The sequence below is a fragment of the Mucilaginibacter phenanthrenivorans genome (genome assembly GCF_024721155.1).
Taxonomy (GTDB): Bacteria; Bacteroidota; Bacteroidia; order Sphingobacteriales; family Sphingobacteriaceae; genus Mucilaginibacter; species Mucilaginibacter phenanthrenivorans.
The window spans coordinates 425583-440956 of record NZ_JAHVAP010000001.1; the positions used below are offsets into that span (position 1 = coordinate 425583).

At 41.7% G+C, this 15374-nt stretch carries 12 protein-coding genes and 2 tRNA genes; 11 read left to right on the forward strand and 3 right to left on the reverse strand.

Annotated elements, in window-relative coordinates; genetic code table 11:
* The first annotated feature begins 74 nt into the window (after positions 1-74).
* Positions 75-1571 (forward strand): sodium:solute symporter, encoded by a 1497-nt coding sequence (locus KXD93_RS01845; protein ID WP_258135157.1) that lies wholly within the window; start codon positions 75-77, stop codon positions 1569-1571.
* Between the two features lie 116 nt (positions 1572-1687).
* Positions 1688-2395, forward strand: a complete 708-nt coding sequence (locus KXD93_RS01850; protein WP_258135158.1) for an LOG family protein — start codon at positions 1688-1690, stop codon at positions 2393-2395.
* 60 nt (positions 2396-2455) lie between these two features.
* Here the strand turns inward: KXD93_RS01850 and KXD93_RS01855 are convergent, their stop codons facing one another.
* Positions 2456-4414: a redoxin domain-containing protein gene (locus KXD93_RS01855; RefSeq protein ID WP_258135159.1), complete on the reverse strand. Its 1959-nt coding sequence runs from the start codon at positions 4412-4414 to the stop codon at positions 2456-2458.
* Between the two features lie 161 nt (positions 4415-4575).
* Between KXD93_RS01855 and KXD93_RS01860 the strand changes: the two genes are divergently transcribed.
* The 4 genes from KXD93_RS01860 (at position 4576) to KXD93_RS01875 (ending at position 8345) form a co-directional block, all read left to right on the forward strand.
* Positions 4576-5814 carry a TCR/Tet family MFS transporter gene (locus KXD93_RS01860; protein ID WP_258135160.1) on the forward strand — a complete coding sequence of 413 codons (1239 nt, stop codon included), beginning with the start codon at positions 4576-4578 and terminating at the stop codon, positions 5812-5814.
* A 114-nt stretch (positions 5815-5928) separates the two neighbouring features.
* Positions 5929-7146: a TCR/Tet family MFS transporter gene (locus KXD93_RS01865; protein WP_258135161.1), complete on the forward strand. Its 1218-nt coding sequence runs from the start codon at positions 5929-5931 to the stop codon at positions 7144-7146.
* A gap of 20 nt (positions 7147-7166) precedes the next feature.
* Positions 7167-7592 carry a response regulator transcription factor gene (locus tag KXD93_RS01870; RefSeq protein ID WP_258135162.1) on the forward strand — a complete coding sequence of 142 codons (426 nt, stop codon included), beginning with the start codon at positions 7167-7169 and terminating at the stop codon, positions 7590-7592.
* Positions 7593-7790: 198 nt separating this feature from the next.
* Complete coding sequence (locus KXD93_RS01875; RefSeq protein WP_258135163.1) at positions 7791-8345, forward strand: DUF4199 domain-containing protein; 555 nt, start codon at positions 7791-7793, stop codon at positions 8343-8345.
* On the opposite strand, the gene KXD93_RS01880 is transcribed toward KXD93_RS01875, so the two are convergent.
* Together KXD93_RS01880 and KXD93_RS01885 are read right to left on the reverse strand one after the other, a co-directional pair.
* Positions 8329-8925 carry a DUF502 domain-containing protein gene (locus KXD93_RS01880; protein WP_258135164.1) on the reverse strand — a complete coding sequence of 199 codons (597 nt, stop codon included), beginning with the start codon at positions 8923-8925 and terminating at the stop codon, positions 8329-8331. The genes KXD93_RS01875 and KXD93_RS01880 overlap by 17 nt on opposite strands.
* Positions 8926-8935: 10 nt before the next feature.
* Positions 8936-11398, reverse strand: coding sequence for a bifunctional UDP-N-acetylmuramoyl-tripeptide:D-alanyl-D-alanine ligase/alanine racemase (locus KXD93_RS01885; RefSeq protein WP_258135165.1), 2463 nt, complete (start codon positions 11396-11398; stop codon positions 8936-8938).
* A 58-nt stretch (positions 11399-11456) separates the two neighbouring features.
* Between KXD93_RS01885 and KXD93_RS01890 the strand changes: the two genes are divergently transcribed.
* The 5 genes from KXD93_RS01890 to KXD93_RS01910 all read left to right on the forward strand — a co-directional run bounded on the left by KXD93_RS01890 (position 11457) and on the right by KXD93_RS01910 (position 15305).
* A complete protein-coding gene (locus KXD93_RS01890; RefSeq protein WP_258135166.1) occupies positions 11457-11939 on the forward strand; it encodes a regulatory protein RecX in 483 nt (160 codons plus the stop codon).
* 118 nt (positions 11940-12057) lie between these two features.
* Positions 12058-12130 (forward strand) — tRNA-Gly (locus tag KXD93_RS01895).
* A 48-nt stretch (positions 12131-12178) separates the two neighbouring features.
* Positions 12179-12263: transfer RNA gene (locus tag KXD93_RS01900), tRNA-Leu, on the forward strand.
* Positions 12264-12616: 353 nt separating this feature from the next.
* Positions 12617-13942, forward strand: a complete 1326-nt coding sequence (locus KXD93_RS01905) for a hypothetical protein (RefSeq protein WP_258135167.1) — start codon at positions 12617-12619, stop codon at positions 13940-13942.
* A 136-nt stretch (positions 13943-14078) separates the two neighbouring features.
* Positions 14079-15305 (forward strand): MFS transporter, encoded by a 1227-nt coding sequence (locus tag KXD93_RS01910; protein WP_258135169.1) that lies wholly within the window; start codon positions 14079-14081, stop codon positions 15303-15305.
* Positions 15306-15374 lie beyond the last annotated feature (69 nt).

Below are 15374 nucleotides of genomic sequence, written 5' to 3' on the forward strand. Positions count from 1 at the left end.
GGTTAATAGTTCATGGTTCATAGTTGAACAAGTGAAACGGCTATGAACCATGAACCATCAACTATGAACTACTCATGTCCCCCGGAATACTGCTTTCATTTATAATAGGATACTTTTTAGTTTTACTCGTGATCTCCTGGCTGACTTCCTGGAAATCATCAGACAACGACACATTCTTCGTTGCCAACCGTAATTCAAAATGGTATTTGGTGGCTTTTGGTATGATTGGTACGGCTTTAAGCGGGGTGACGTTTATATCAGTCCCCGGCAAAGTTGGCGCGCCTACCGGCGACCAGTTTGAGTATTTCCAGTTTGTTTTAGGCAATGCCGTTGGCTTTGTGGTTATAGCAACAGTTTTATTGCCTTTGTACTATCGGCTGAAACTCACCTCGATATACAGTTATATTGAAGGGGCGCTTGGTACCTGGAGCTATAAAACGGCAGCCGGCATTTTTTTGATCAGCCGGATCATCGGTTCCTCATTTCGACTCTATTTAGTGGTGATAGTTTTACAGAAATTTATTTTTGACAGCTATCACGTACCATTCGCAGTAACAGGCTTGATTTGTTTGGTGCTGATCTGGTCGTACACGTTTAAAGGCGGATTGAAGACCATTATCATTACTGATAGCCTGCAAACACTGTTCCTGGTGTCGTCAGTCTTTTTGTCCATCTATTTTATCTGTCAAAGTTTGCATTATAATATTTTTGAAGCGGCGGAAGCTGTAAAAAACAGCAGCTATTCAAAGGTGTTTTTCTTTGACGATTTCCTAACCAGTAAATTCCATTTCAGTAAAGCGTTTTTAGGGGGATTGTTTATTACTGTTGCTATGACAGGCCTCGATCAGGACCTGATGCAGAAAAACCTGAGCCTCAAAAATATCCGCGAAGCGAAAAAGAACATGTTCAGCTTTACTGTTGTATTTGTGATCATCAATATTTTCTTTCTCGGGGTTGGTGCATTGCTTTACATGTACGCTGCCAAGTATGGTATCAAGGTTGAAAAAACGGATTATCTGTATCCAACCATCGCACTAAAATACCTGGGACTGGTTCCTGCGATGGTATTTATGCTTGGCTTAACGGCGGCGACATTTGCAACAACTGATTCAGCATTAACCGCGCTTACCACTTCATTTTGCGTCGACTTTTTGGGCTTTAATAAAAACAAGGATGTTAACAGTAAAAAAATGGTGAACACACGCCACTATGTGCATATCGCATTTTCGGGGGCTATGCTGCTTACCATCATTATATTTAACGCTATAACCAATACTGCTGTAGTGAACGCTATTTTTAAGGTGGCATCCTATACTTACGGGCCATTACTTGGTTTATATTCCTTTGGATTGTTTTTAGGGAACAGGCAAGTGAAGGATAAGCTGGTGCCATTTATTTGTTTGATCTCGCCGGCTATCTGCTATTACCTCAGTTTGAATTCCGCGACTTTACTGGGAGGTTACGTTTTTGATAACGAACTGATAATAGTTAACGGATTAATTACTTTTGTTGGCCTTTGGATCACATCTTCTGCGAGGTCTAAAAGTGCGAAAACCGTAAGGCTGGCCTGATTGGAGCGTTAGGCAAAACTTAATGAATAACCATTTGTAATAATATATCTATTAAATAAACCGTTTCTATCTTCCGGACTTTTCCGACTTTCGGACTCCCGGACTATCTACTACTTATGACAGGTGAAGAAAAAATAAGACAAGCTTTTGAGAACAAAAACTGGCAGGAGATAAAGGTTACCGACTCCTGGCAGATCTTTAAAATTATGGCCGAATTTGTCGACGGCTTTGAAAAATTGGCTAAAATCGGCCCGTGTGTATCTATATTCGGTTCTGCCCGAACCCATAACGATAGCAAGTATTACAAAATGGCGGAAGAAACCGCACGGATCTTAACCGAAAGGGGATATGGTGTTATTTCGGGTGGCGGGCCCGGAATTATGGAGGCAGCCAATAAAGGCGCTTATGAGGCAGGTGGTAAATCTGTAGGTTTAAATATCGAGCTACCCTTTGAGCAATTCCATAATAAGTATATCGACAGGGATAAGATCCTCGAGTTTGATTACTTTTTTATTCGCAAGGTAATGTTCATGAAATACTCGCAGGGTTTTATTGTGTACCCGGGTGGGTTCGGAACCATGGATGAGTCATTCGAGGCAATAACCTTAATTCAAACAGGTAAAATAGCCCGCTTCCCGATTGTATTTGTTGGCACTGATTACTGGAAGGGTTTATTTGACTGGGTTGAACAAAAAATGCTCGACCAGGAACATAATATCCATCCTGATGACCTGATGCTATACCGTGTGGTTGATACCGCCGAAGAGGCTACTGAGCATATCTTCCGTTTCTATAATAAATACGTGTTGAAGCCGAACTTCTAAACAGAAAAAAAGCGATGAACTGAAGGGTTCATCGCTTTTTTTATTGCTCTTGTCTGTTATTTATTTTGAACCGCTTTTGGGTTCAGTTGTTTTCTGTGCAGATGCATAAGCTTCGGGATTACCTGCTATATCAACCATGTTGATTACCTCGTTAAGCACTTTTTCCGGTGTGCCAGAGTAACCTACATATTTGAAGCGGATATTACCAGCTTTATCTATGATGAACTTGGTAGGAATTCCATCTACCTTAAAGGTGCTCACTACCTTATCCTGTTTGCCCGATTCTGTCTTTTCATCTATCAGCACATGGAAGGTATATTTGTTGTCGGCAATAAATTTCTTTACGCCATCTACATAATTCGACCCTGTTTCCCAAACGTCAATAAATAAAAACTTGACGTTAGGGTTGTCCTTGAATTTATTTACAGCCATTTGCATTCCTGGGAATGATGCCTTGCATGGGCCGCACCAGGTTGCCCAAAAATCAACTATTACAACTTTTCCTTTAAGGTCTGCAAGTGAGACAGTATTGCCGTCAAGATCTTTCAAAGCAAAGGCGGGTGACGGTTGGTTAATCATTGTTTTGGCAAGTTCAGCTATTGCTTTGGCTTTTGCAGCCGCTTCTAATGCCGAAAAATATTCATCATAGCCTTTGTCGCTTCCTTTTACCTTGATATAATTCTTTTTAAACTCATCCTTTAGTACAGCAGTGCCCTTCGCATCTTTAATCGCATTTTCTGCATATTCAAATGCTTTGGCGTTTTGGCCCAGGGCACCCAAAATTTGTACATAGTGCTCAGCTACTTCCGGGTCGGTGGCCTTGGCATGGTCAACTACTGGTTGCTCATACTTTAACGCTTCCGCAAATTTGTTTTGCTTCATTAAAATATATGCATAGGTATCTGCGTACATATCGTAACTTTCTTCATAATTCTTTTTCGCCTGCGAAGGTGAGCTATATGCCATAGCAACGGGATTCTTTATATCTTCTGCAACTATATCCAATGATTGTTTTGACAATTTCGCTGCATCGTCCATGTGTTCACCTTTTTCGGCCCATTGATAAGCTGTGTTATTTAAACCCATAGCAAGATTGCTTTTGTTTTTTACCTGGGCAGCAACCCTGTCATAGTTGGTGATATCTCCTTTGGTTAGGTAAGCATTAGCCAGCTGAACACGTAAATTGTCCTGGATTGGATGTTTTTCGCTTTTGTCTTCAGGGTATTTTTTAATGTAAACATTATAAATGGAATCTTTTTTAGCAACGTCTTTTTCCTTGTAGAACGAGGTGCTTAACTCATTCTTAACTGTTAGCCCGTCCGGGAATTTGTTTTTCACAATCGTATTTAGCGAGTCGGCTCCGCTGCTTTTTGTCATATTCAAGAGGTTAACCGCCATCATCAGGTCCTTTTCATCGCTGCTTTTTTCAAGCGATTTGATTTCCTCAGATACTTCTGCCTTATACTCGGGTTTACGGGCAATCATATAATAATAACTTGCCTCGTAATCCTTTTTGGTATCAGGATGCAGCGCAAACTCTTTCTTGTATAATTCCATGCCAGCGACAGCGTCAGTTTTTATTTTAGCAAAATATTGCCCCATTCCGCTCGCTAGTAAGTTGCCATTCATCGCATAAGCTCCGGCAACAGGTTGTTTGTCTTTATACACTAAATAGGTGTAGCCTTTGTCGTTATTGGCATCAACATCACTGCCGCTGCTTATTTTAATGAAGAAAGATTTCGCAGTGGCCGGAATGGTTAAATCCCCGGTTAGTAATTTTCCATTAGGCTTTAGGTCGATATCGGCAACCGGGTAATCTTTGTTATCTAAATAAAATACAGAAGCTGTAATGTCCTTTTTACCATCGACAACGGTTCCCGTCGGATCGTACGTCATCGTGATCTTTTCACCGGGGGAGGGATAGTCGCTTGAGAGTTTAACGTGAGATTCCGTTTGTGCGATGGCGAAATGCATTACCAGAACGCCCGGCAATAGCAATAAAGTTTTCATAGTTTTCATGAGTGTGGTATTTAAGGATTAAGGAAATGTTAACAATACATTTTGAGCGAATAGCGCCCTGGTGATTTATAACTATATTATTAGTTAAAGGTAGATCATTGTTTTCTTAATTCCAACTTATTGTTTAAAAATATTACATTAAATTTTTTACTTTGCGCGTTATGCATAAACCGAAAAAGCAGGCTGCGCTGGGCTTTATATTTGCTACATTATTAATTGACGTTATTGGACTGGGCATCATTATACCGGTTATCCCTAAACTAATTGAACACTTAATTCACGGCGATGTAAGTGACGCATCCGGATACGCCGGTTGGCTCACAGCTGCTTATGCCAGCATGCAATTCTTTTGCGCGCCGCTAATCGGCAACCTAAGCGACAGGTTTGGCCGCCGCCCGGTATTACTTTGCTCACTGCTTGGCTTTAGTGTCGATTATTTATTTTCTGCATTTGCACCAACTATCTGGTTGTTATTTGTTGGGCGGATTATTGCCGGCATTACAGGCGCAAGTTTTACAACTGCCACAGCTTATATTGCGGACATTAGCGAACCCGAAAAACGTGCAGCCAATTTCGGATTGGTAGGGGTGGCCTTTGGCCTGGGATTTATTATCGGGCCAGTGCTCGGCGGTATTTTAGGTAAATACGATGTACATTATCCATTCATAGCTGCTGCAATTTTAGCTTTGGCTAATGCAGTATATGGTTATTTTATTCTTCCGGAGTCGCTTGCTGTTGAGAACCGCAGGCCGCTTGATTTTAAAAAGATCAATCCATTCACTTCGTTATTTCAGCTGAAAAAATATAAATCAGTTATTGGCTTAGCGGCATCATTGTTCCTGGTATATTTCGCGGCCCAGGCCGTGCAAAGCGTGTGGACCTTTTATACCATGGACAAATTTCACTGGAACGAAGCGTGGGTTGGCTATTCACTTGGCTTTGTGGGGTTAATGGTGGCTTTGGTACAAGGTGGACTGATCCGGATAATAATACCGAAACTTGGGCAGGAGCGAAGCATCTGGGTCGGCTTACTGCTATATGCAATCGGCCTGGCCTTATTTGCCGTTGCAAGCAAAGGCTGGATGATGTTTGCCTTTTTGGTGCCCTATTGCCTGGGTGGAATTGCCGGACCTGCATTACAAGGTTATATGAGTAATAATGTGCCGCCTAACGAACAGGGGAACTTACAGGGTGGCCTTACAGGGCTGATGAGTCTCAGCTCTATCTTTGGTCCGTTGTTGATGACAGAATCCTTTTATTTTTTCACGAAACCTAATCATTTCTTTCAATTTCCCGGAGCACCTTTTGCAATAGGCGCGGTTCTGATGCTTTTAAGCTCTATATTAGCAGTACGGAGTTTTAAGAGAAGGAGGGACGAAGACCCGATAATAGCAAATTAGATAATGGATATTTTTAACTAGTCTCTAGCCTCCAGCCTCTAATCTCTAACAAATATTTAACAACTATCAAAACCTTTTACACGTCTCCCGTATTTTTAGGGTGAAATAATCAATATGGCAAAACCCAAACAGTCTGCAGCACTTGGATTTATATTTGTAACCATCTTTATTGATGTGCTGGGTTTAGGGATCATCATTCCCGTTATGCCTAAGTTACTCCAGGTTTTAGGAAATATTGATGTGAGCAAGGCATCAACTTATATTGGCTGGTTAACCTTTGTATATGCATCTATGCAGTTCCTGTTTGCCTCAGTAATGGGCAACCTTAGTGACAGGTATGGCCGCCGTCCAATTTTACTGATCTCTTTATTCGGTTTTGCAATCGACTACCTGGTAATGGCCTTTTCACCCTCGATTCTATGGCTATTTGTTGGTCGCACCATTGCCGGGATCTGCGGTGCGAGCACGTCAACTGCCACAGCCTACATTGCCGATGTAAGTACAGGAAGCAAAAGGGCGGCCAATTTTGGATTGGTTGGCGCCGCTTCTGCGATAGGATTGATATTCGGAATTGCGCTGGGTGCATACCTGAGCGCTATTAATTTAAGGTTACCGTTTATGGCGGCGGCGGGGTTCGCTTTTGCCAATGGCTTTTATGGGTTATTTGTATTGCCTGAATCGCTTAAGCCGCAATACCGCAGAAAATTTGAATGGAGCCGCGCTAACCCGTTCCTGTCATTATGGAGGATCTATAAAAAAAGGCCCGCATTAGCCAGCTTGTTGGGCGCCACCGCTATTGTGTATATCGCACAAAAGGCAGTAGAGTATTTGTTGTCCACCTTTCTTTATGAAAAATTTGACTGGACTCCGGCAAGCGTTGGTACCCTGGGTATTTTTGTAGGCGTGGTATTGGTAGCTATACAAGGCGGACTAATAAGATACACTGTCCCCAAGTTTGGCCAGCAGAAAAATATCATCGCGGGTTTAATTTTTTATGCGATAGGGTTGGCGCTGATAGCATTTGCTTCAAAAGGCTGGATGCTTTATGTGTTCATGGTGCCTTATTGCCTTGGCGGTTTATCCGGCCCTGCCTTACAGGGGATTGCAACTGATGAGGTTGCGAAAAATGAACAAGGCGAATTACAAGGTGCCTTCGCCATTTTGAATAGCATCAGCCTTATTATTGGGCCGCTTTTATTAAGTTATGTGTTTTTCTTCTTCACAAAAAAGGAGGGGGCTATCGTCCATTTTCCGGGAGCGCCTTATTTGTTAGCATCCATTTTGATGATCATCAGTACCTTTATAGCTGTTAGAAGTTTCAAAAAAACTTAAATTAGTGGCTTATAATAATTATGAAACAGGTTGTTATAGGCTTCGGGTTACTCATTACTGCGCTGCTGATATTATTCCGTGTGGCAAATTTTTATAATGTAAGCGGCGGAAGTTCGGGCAATTTCTGGATAGCAGCATTCAGCCTGTTGTTTTTGGTGATAGGAATTGTGTTAAGCAGGAAGCTGTTCACCAAAACTGTAGTTGTTAATCAACAAACACCAGTTGCCATTAATCACGATCAGCTTATTCAATCCGGTATTAGTAAGCGCGAAGCAGAGATCCTTTTATTGATTCATGATGGCCTGTCAAACCAGCAAATTGCGGATAAACTGTTCCTCTCTGAAAATACCATCAAAAAGCACATCTCCAACATCTTTCAGAAATTACAGGTTGAGCGGCGTACCGAAGCAATAAAAAAGGCGCTAGAGTTATCTATAATTAAATAATCTATATGTAGTCTGAGACACAATACTTTGTGTCTCAGACTACCCATGTTAAATTTCATCATCCTTTAAAGACGCAAAGTATTGCGTCTCTACACGTACTACTAAAGTTGTATTTTTTGCAATAGACCTCAAATACTACCTTCGTATATTTCAATTATTCAAAACTTGCCGTTTATTTGTTCTAAAAATCAGCAGGTTATGAAAAAAATTATAGTGCGTTATGGCTTATATGCCGGAATTGGTGAGTTTGTAACGTTCGTTTTAGTTTGGCTTATTATCGATATAACAGGTATCGGCCATAAAGCACAGGGCGCCATAGGGTATGTTGCAATTATATGCCCTATGGTGTTTGTTTATTTCGGCATAAGGTATTATCGGGATCGGGTGAACAACGGAAGTATAAGTTTTTTACAGGCGCTAAAAGTTGGAATGCTGATTATTGTAATTCCGGCTGTTTCTTATTCCATCATCGAGACGGTGTACGTTATTTATATCGATCCCCATTTCTATGAGCGGATATACCAATTTCAAGTAGAGGAGTATCGTAAGGTACTGCCGCCAACCCAATATGCCGCAAAGGTCAGGGAGATAAAACAGCAAGTGGACTCCTTCAAAAACCCGGTATTTAATTTTTTCGGGATGATCTTAACCATGGCTGCGCTGGGAACTATTTCGGCTGTTATTTCGGCGTTGCTTACATTCAGAAGGCCAAAGGGGGAAAGCCTGGCAGATGATGTTAGTCCAGCCCGCTAACGCCGCCCGAGATCACAAACTTCATCATATCTGCCGCACTTTTGTCGATAGGTTTTACCTTGTCAGCAGGTATGATGACTACCTGCCCCGCAAATGAATACGACCAGGGGAAATAAACCGCGACTTCGCCCGGAAGGTTTAACGCAGCAAGGTCCTTTTGTACCATAAACCCGATCTTTTTTAATCCGAATTCATTGATCTCTACCAGTACAGGTTCGTTAAACTTCTTTTCTTCGCCAACAAAGGCTTCGGTAAGGTCCTTTATCGATGAGTATAAAAATTTAAATAACGGCAACCTGTTTAGCCAGCGGTTGAACCAGCGCTTTATAGGGTCGGTTACCACATTTGTAACCAGGATGCCTGCGATTAAGATAAGTACGATTACGTTTACAATGCCCAGCCCCGGGATGTACATAGGCTTGCCCGTCTTTGGGTCCTTCCATAGGTAATCACTAAGATTCAATGCACTATCCAGGCTTTTTACAGCCCAAAAGATCAGCAGGAAGGCAGCGCCAAGCGGAACTACTATCAGTAATCCTTTTATAAAATACCGTAAAAGGGCGCTGGCTATCTGCTTCATCTATTTAAATCTACTCATAAAAATACACTCTTTTAACCCGTTGCGAAACATTGGTTAAAATTTCATAGGGGATGGTGCCTATTTGCGTGGCCAGCTCATTGATGCGCTGCTGCTCGTTAAAAATAATTACCTCATCACCTTCGCGTACATCAAGTCCGCTTACATCAATCATGCACATATCCATGGTGATATTGCCGACTGTTGGGGCCAATTTTCCGTTCACCAGCATTTTGCCGACCCCGTTACCAAAGGCGCGCAGGTAACCATCGGCGTAGCCAATTCGCACAGTCGCAATTTGGCCGTTCTTTGCCAGGCGTCCGCTACGGCTGTAACTGATGGTCTCGCCGGCTTTAACCTTTTTAACCTGGGCAACGCTGGTTTTTAAGCTTGCTATCGGTTGCAGGCCACTATCCGGTGTTGTCATCCCCATGTCAATGCCATATAAGCCTATTCCCAGCCTTACCATGTCATAATGAGCACCAGGCCAGCGGATGATTCCCGAAGTATTGCTGAGGTGCTTAATTACTTTATAGCCCAGGGTTTTCTCAATTTCCTTATAAGCTTTCTCGAAGCTGCTGATCTGTTTTTTGGTGAATTCATCGTGCTGCGCGGCCTCGCTGGCAACCAAATGTGAAAATATCGATTGAATCTGCACGTACCTGTTTTCATCCAGCATGTCGCAAAGGGTTTCAACATCCAGGTTTTCAAAACCGAGGCGGTGCATACCAGTGTCAATTTTGAGGTGGATAGGGAAGTTTAGTACATTTTGTTCCTTTGCATATTTTATAAAGTCGTCAAATAGCCCGAAACTATAGATAACGGGTTCCAGGTTAAATTCGATGAGCTTATCAAATGCGGATGCCTCCGGATTCAGGATCATAATGGGGAGGCTAATGCCCGAGTTACGTAAGGCCACGCCCTCGTCAATATAGGCCACGGCCAAATAATCAACTTTATTGTATTGCAGGATGTTGGCTACCTCAAACGTGCCGCTGCCGTAGGAAAACGCCTTAACCATCGCCATAACCTTCACGCCCGGCTTTAATTTGGATCGATAAAAGTTAAGGTTATTCAATAAAGCATTCAGGTTGATCTCTAATATAGTTTCATGCGCCTTTTGTACCAGCGCGCGACTGATCCGTTCGAACTCAAAGCTGCGTGAACCCTTGATCAGGATGGTTTCCTCCCTGAAATTCAGCGCCCGCAGGTGTTGCAGCATGGTAGCGGTATCCGGGTAAAAGAATTTCTCCGGAACATCAAAATAATCCTGGTGTGCCGTGAGCGCATCGCCTACGCCAATAAATTTATCTGCCTGTTTTATTTTGATCATATCCGCAACTTGCCTGTACAATACGTCGGCAGATAGACCTGATTGGTAAATATCAGAGAGGATCAAAGTTTTTTTATGGTGCTGATTTTGCTGTGTTAAAAAATTCAGGGCGATCTCTAATGATTGCAGGTCGGAATTGTAGGAGTCATCAATTACCGAACAATCATTTATGCCGCTTTTTAATTCCAACCGCATGCTTACGGCATTTAAATGTTCAATACGTTTATCAGCCTCAATGGCGCTGTAACCCATCGCCAGCATGGTGGCCCAGCAAACTGTGGCATTTTCAACCGATGCCTCGTCCAAAAATGGGATCAGGCATTCAATCTCCTTGCCCTGGTACTTTGCCCTTAGGTAGAAGTTTTTGGAGATCACAGTCGAGCTGAAAACATACAGGTCGGCTTGTTTAAATGTTGTGCTCCAGGTAAAGCAGTTTTTTACCGGGATGCTGTCCTTAAAGTTTACTAATTGATCATAGTTATGGATCAGCAAACGGCAGTTTTTAAAAAGCCTCAATTTTTCCTTTACCTTTTGATCCCGACTTTCAAAGCCTTCATCGTGCGCCGGGCCTATGTGGGTCAGGATCCCTATCGAGGGTTTTATAATGGCTTCCAACTTATCAATTTCATTAACAGTGGAAATCCCGGCCTCAAAGATGCCCAGGTTGTTTTTCTCATTGATCTGCCACACAGAAAGCGGTACGCCAATTTGAGAATTATAACTTTTAGGATTGCGAACTACGTTTTTATCCGGAGACAGCAATTGGTACAGCCATTCCTTAACGATTGTTTTGCCGTTGCTGCCTGTAATGCCTATCACTTCAAGTTCAAAGCGGTTACGGTGGTAGGCCGCTAATGTTTGTAAGGCAACCAACACATCATCAACCATTAAAAAGTTGGCTTCGGGGGCTTTTATCTCACTGCCCTGCCTCACCACAAAATTACGGACACCGCTAGCATAGGCCTCGGCAATAAACTCGTGACCATTGCGCCTGCCGCTCAAAGCAAAGAACAATGCGCCGTCAGGGTTGCTGATCCGGCGACTATCAGTTAATAAAGTGCTGATATTATATTCTTTAACAATAATTCCGCCGGCATTTATTATTTGCCGGATAGCTGCTATGGTATATTGATTGCTGAGCATGGTACGAAATTGCTTATATTTCTGTAGATAGAAGAATTTTTAACGATTTTTGGTTTTAATGGACAGCCCCAAAACAAAGAAAATAACCGACGAAAAAGTTGCCCTGGCAAAGGCCGAACATTATTGTGCCTACCAGGAACGCTCGCAGCAGGAGGTTAGGGACAAATTATATGAATGGGGATTATGGACAGATGCGGTAGAAAACATCATCAGCCTGCTCATCGGCGGCAATTACCTGAACGAGGAACGTTTTGCAAAAGCCTACACCCGTGGCAAGTTTAAGCAAAAGGGGTGGGGCAGGATCAAGATAAAACAGGGGCTTAAATTTAAAAAAGTGCCGGATATTCTGATAAAAAAAGCGCTGCTCACTATAGATGCTGACGATTATTTGCGTACCCTCGAGGCCGTTTTAACAAAAAAGGCAAAAACCATTACCGAAAAGGATGGCTACAAACGCAGCTATAAGCTGCAACAATACGCTTTAAGCCGAGGATTTGAAGCGGATTTGATTTTAGATGTTTTGAAAAACAGCGACTTATAAAAAACTTAAAAAAAATGTATTTTTTATCTTGCAGAATATTCAATTCTGTCTATATTTGCACTCCGCAAGCGAAAAGATAGTCAGCGATTGAAGATCAGGCTTACGGAAATGAAAAAATGCGAAAGTAGCTCAGTTGGTAGAGCACGACCTTGCCAAGGTCGGGGTCGCGAGTTCGAATCTCGTCTTTCGCTCAAATCCCTTCCACAAGAAGGGATTTATTGTTAAAGGTTTAATCACCTGCTCAGATGGTGGAACTGGTAGACACGCAGGACTTAAAATCCTGTTCCCGTAAACGGAGTGCGGGTTCGATTCCCGCTCTGAGTACATTTAGAATCGACACAAAGCCTGGTATGAAAATATCGGGCTTTGTTGTTTAGGTTCGAGCCCCATCATTTATCGCCCGTAATATTTATGCATAGGGATTTCGTCTCCACGGCGATTGATAAGTGGTAATATCCCGCCATGATACAATTTTATAGTCATCTGTATCGGATAGTTGAGATACTATGGTTGCAGACTACATACACCGTAGTGCTTAGACAGCCTGCGAACAGCGGAATAATGGCAAATATTCGAATAACTTATAGCTTTAAACTTAATTCGGTCATTGCCATTGATTTTAATAACTTCACTTGTTACTTTTTATAAGTAGGATATCTTTATTAGATAAGCAATATATGATAGCAACATCCCAAGATGTCATTAAAAAAGTCTTTGATTTTTTTGTTGCATCAAACGATTTTAATGGTATTTCTCTTTGGAATCTTGCGGAAAGCTTTGAGAAAACAACTTCTGAAATAATAGATGTACTTATTCCTCTTGTGGAGTCAGACCAGGTTTCAATTCAATCAAGCACAAATCCGCATATTATTTATTCTCGCCATTATCCTATTGATGCCCAAGTTACGATATTAGATAATTCCAGAGATATAAAATTGCTAAAGCAAAAGTTTGGTGACATCACCGTTGTCTCACCTGATACTGAATTTCCAATTTGTCTGTACCCATCAGTTTCATATCTTAAAAACAAAAGGGACTTTTCAGAATTAGCAGATTTTCCATTTACAAAGCTTTTGGCCATGGGAATTCCTCAGCTAACTCCTATGTTTTTTGATATCGACGTATTAGAACGATATTACCTTGACCCACGATATAGATTTGAGTGGCAGGATTATTCAGGTTCTATTCATTGCTATTATGACGAAAACGAAAAGCCATTAGTTCGAGATGAAGACGAGATTTTTCTCAAAACTTTTGGGTTGGGCTTTACTAATAATAGGCAGCGCTTGGCTGTTGTGTATTTAAGATATCTTAAAAATCTTACAAAAGAGCACCAAGTATATTGGTTAAGCAAGCAGTCAAATAAGGAAGACAATCACGTCGTTAGAGAGTATTATGAGAATACGATAGCTGGGAATTGGAGCTTTACACATTCTATTTTCAGTGCATTTCTTGAAGAACTTAGACTTATAAATAAGCTTACAAAAAAGATATTCAATAAAGCACTTTTTAGAAACGACTTTGAAGAAGAAAAAAAGCCTAAAGAATTTACTTTCTTTTTTAGTCCAACACTAAAAAACTATAACTCTTTCGTTCTCCTATTAGATAAGATGTTATCCGAAAATATTGATAAAAGCTTCTTTGAGGGAAAGATCGATCTTTATAACTATGATATAATAGACGCTAATACAAGAGAAAGAAAACCCAAGGGAACCATTACGTTGTTAGAAGAGTGGTTGACTAATAGTTTTCACTTTGAAAACCCTGAAGGAATTTCTTTTATATTTAAACCCATAAAAACGATACGTAGAGAACGCCAAGATCCCGCACATCGCATTGATGAGGATAAATACGATGTTAAATTTACCGAAATGCAAAAAGAGACTATCGCCTTAGCATATCGGTCATTAAATGCATTAAGGACAATTTTTCAGCAACATCGGAAAGCAAAAGATATTGAGATACCGGAGTGGCTTGATGCTGGAAAAATCGCTATGTTTTAAGATCAACACTTACAAATGGTAACAGCGACCTCGCCGACTCAAGCCCCTGGAACCGGTGGGGGCTCAAACAACGGGCTTTCTCTTTATTACTTCCAGCAAACAATCTGCATTTGGGCTATTGCTACCTTTGCGGCAAATGCTTACAACATCTGCTATAACAACATCACAACTCAAAAATCAGCGGGTTTCAACCATACTGGCGTTCGCTTTGTTGCCCCTGTCGGGGTTTGCCACAGATATTTATATTCCTTCGTTACCAAATATGGGCGCCGATATGCACATCAGCAGTATACAGGTGCAGTTAACCCTCACGGTGTTTCTGATCAGCTATGGCACCTCGCAGTTGTTCCTGGGCAGTGTTTTAGACTCATACGGCCGATACAAGTTCAGTACGGGAGCGCTCATGGTGTTTATTTTGGCAAGCATAATCATTGCCGTTACCCATAATATCTATGTAATTTATGCCATGCGGATAGTCCACGGCATTACGGTAGCTATGATAGTAATAGCCAAGCGGGCCTATTTTGTGGATGTTTACGAAGGGGCACAGTTAAAACATTACCTCAGCATGTTTACCATTATTTGGTCTGCCGGGCCAATAGTGGCCCCATTCCTGGGAGGCTATTTTCAACATACCTTCGGCTGGCAATCAAATTTTTATTTCCTGGCGGCATTGGCATCAATTATAGCTGTGCTGGAACTTTTATACAGCGGCGAAACTATCCGGCACCGCACAGCATTCCGGTTAAAAAAAATAGCTGCCATATACGTCGAAATGATCAAAGCAACTACGTTCAGCCTTGGTATCCTGATGTTGACCTTTGCTTATTCGATGGTGATCATGTATAACATGACCGGTCCGTTTATTATTGAGCATCACTTTAAATTTACGCCGGTTGTTGCGGGGTATTGCTCGCTTATTTTGGGCCTGGCCTGGATGGCCGGCGGCTTTATTGGTAAAGCATTGATCAACCGGCCTTTTTTTGGTAAGCTGTTTATCAATATTTTAGTGCAGCTTATAGTGGTAGTGTTAATGATTGTAACTGCAAAATTTGTGAACAATGTTTATGTGATGATGTTTTTTGCTTTTGTGATACATGTGGGCGCCGGTTTTACATACAATAATTATTTTACATACTGTTTGAGCAGGTTCCCAAAAAATGCGGGCATGTCGGGTGGGTTTACGGGCGGCATGGTGTATGTGCTTCTTTCGCTGCTTACTTACGTTGTGGTAGCGGGCATTCCCGCCAAAGATCAACTTAATTTGAGCTATAGCTACCTGGTGTTTATTTTATTATCGGTTGTAATAATGCTGGTGTTAGTTATACTGAGAAGAAATCCTGCACCGGTAATTGCCGATTAAATGATTTGGCTGGTTTTAGGTGTCCGCTGAAGATCGTTTGGTGAGGTCAGCGGGACACTGAAAGGTGTT

Coding starts and splice junctions, on each gene's coding strand:
- KXD93_RS01845 (WP_258135157.1), top strand. CDS start 75: ATGTCCCCCGGAATACTGCTTTCATTTATAATAGGATACTTTTTAGTT.
- KXD93_RS01850 (WP_258135158.1), top strand. CDS start 1,688: ATGACAGGTGAAGAAAAAATAAGACAAGCTTTTGAGAACAAAAACTGG.
- KXD93_RS01855 (WP_258135159.1), bottom strand. CDS start 4,414: ATGAAAACTATGAAAACTTTATTGCTATTGCCGGGCGTTCTGGTAATG.
- KXD93_RS01860 (WP_258135160.1), top strand. CDS start 4,576: ATGCATAAACCGAAAAAGCAGGCTGCGCTGGGCTTTATATTTGCTACA.
- KXD93_RS01865 (WP_258135161.1), top strand. CDS start 5,929: ATGGCAAAACCCAAACAGTCTGCAGCACTTGGATTTATATTTGTAACC.
- KXD93_RS01870 (WP_258135162.1), top strand. CDS start 7,167: ATGAAACAGGTTGTTATAGGCTTCGGGTTACTCATTACTGCGCTGCTG.
- KXD93_RS01875 (WP_258135163.1), top strand. CDS start 7,791: ATGAAAAAAATTATAGTGCGTTATGGCTTATATGCCGGAATTGGTGAG.
- KXD93_RS01880 (WP_258135164.1), bottom strand. CDS start 8,925: ATGAAGCAGATAGCCAGCGCCCTTTTACGGTATTTTATAAAAGGATTA.
- KXD93_RS01885 (WP_258135165.1), bottom strand. CDS start 11,398: ATGCTCAGCAATCAATATACCATAGCAGCTATCCGGCAAATAATAAAT.
- KXD93_RS01890 (WP_258135166.1), top strand. CDS start 11,457: ATGGACAGCCCCAAAACAAAGAAAATAACCGACGAAAAAGTTGCCCTG.
- KXD93_RS01905 (WP_258135167.1), top strand. CDS start 12,617: ATGATAGCAACATCCCAAGATGTCATTAAAAAAGTCTTTGATTTTTTT.
- KXD93_RS01910 (WP_258135169.1), top strand. CDS start 14,079: ATGCTTACAACATCTGCTATAACAACATCACAACTCAAAAATCAGCGG.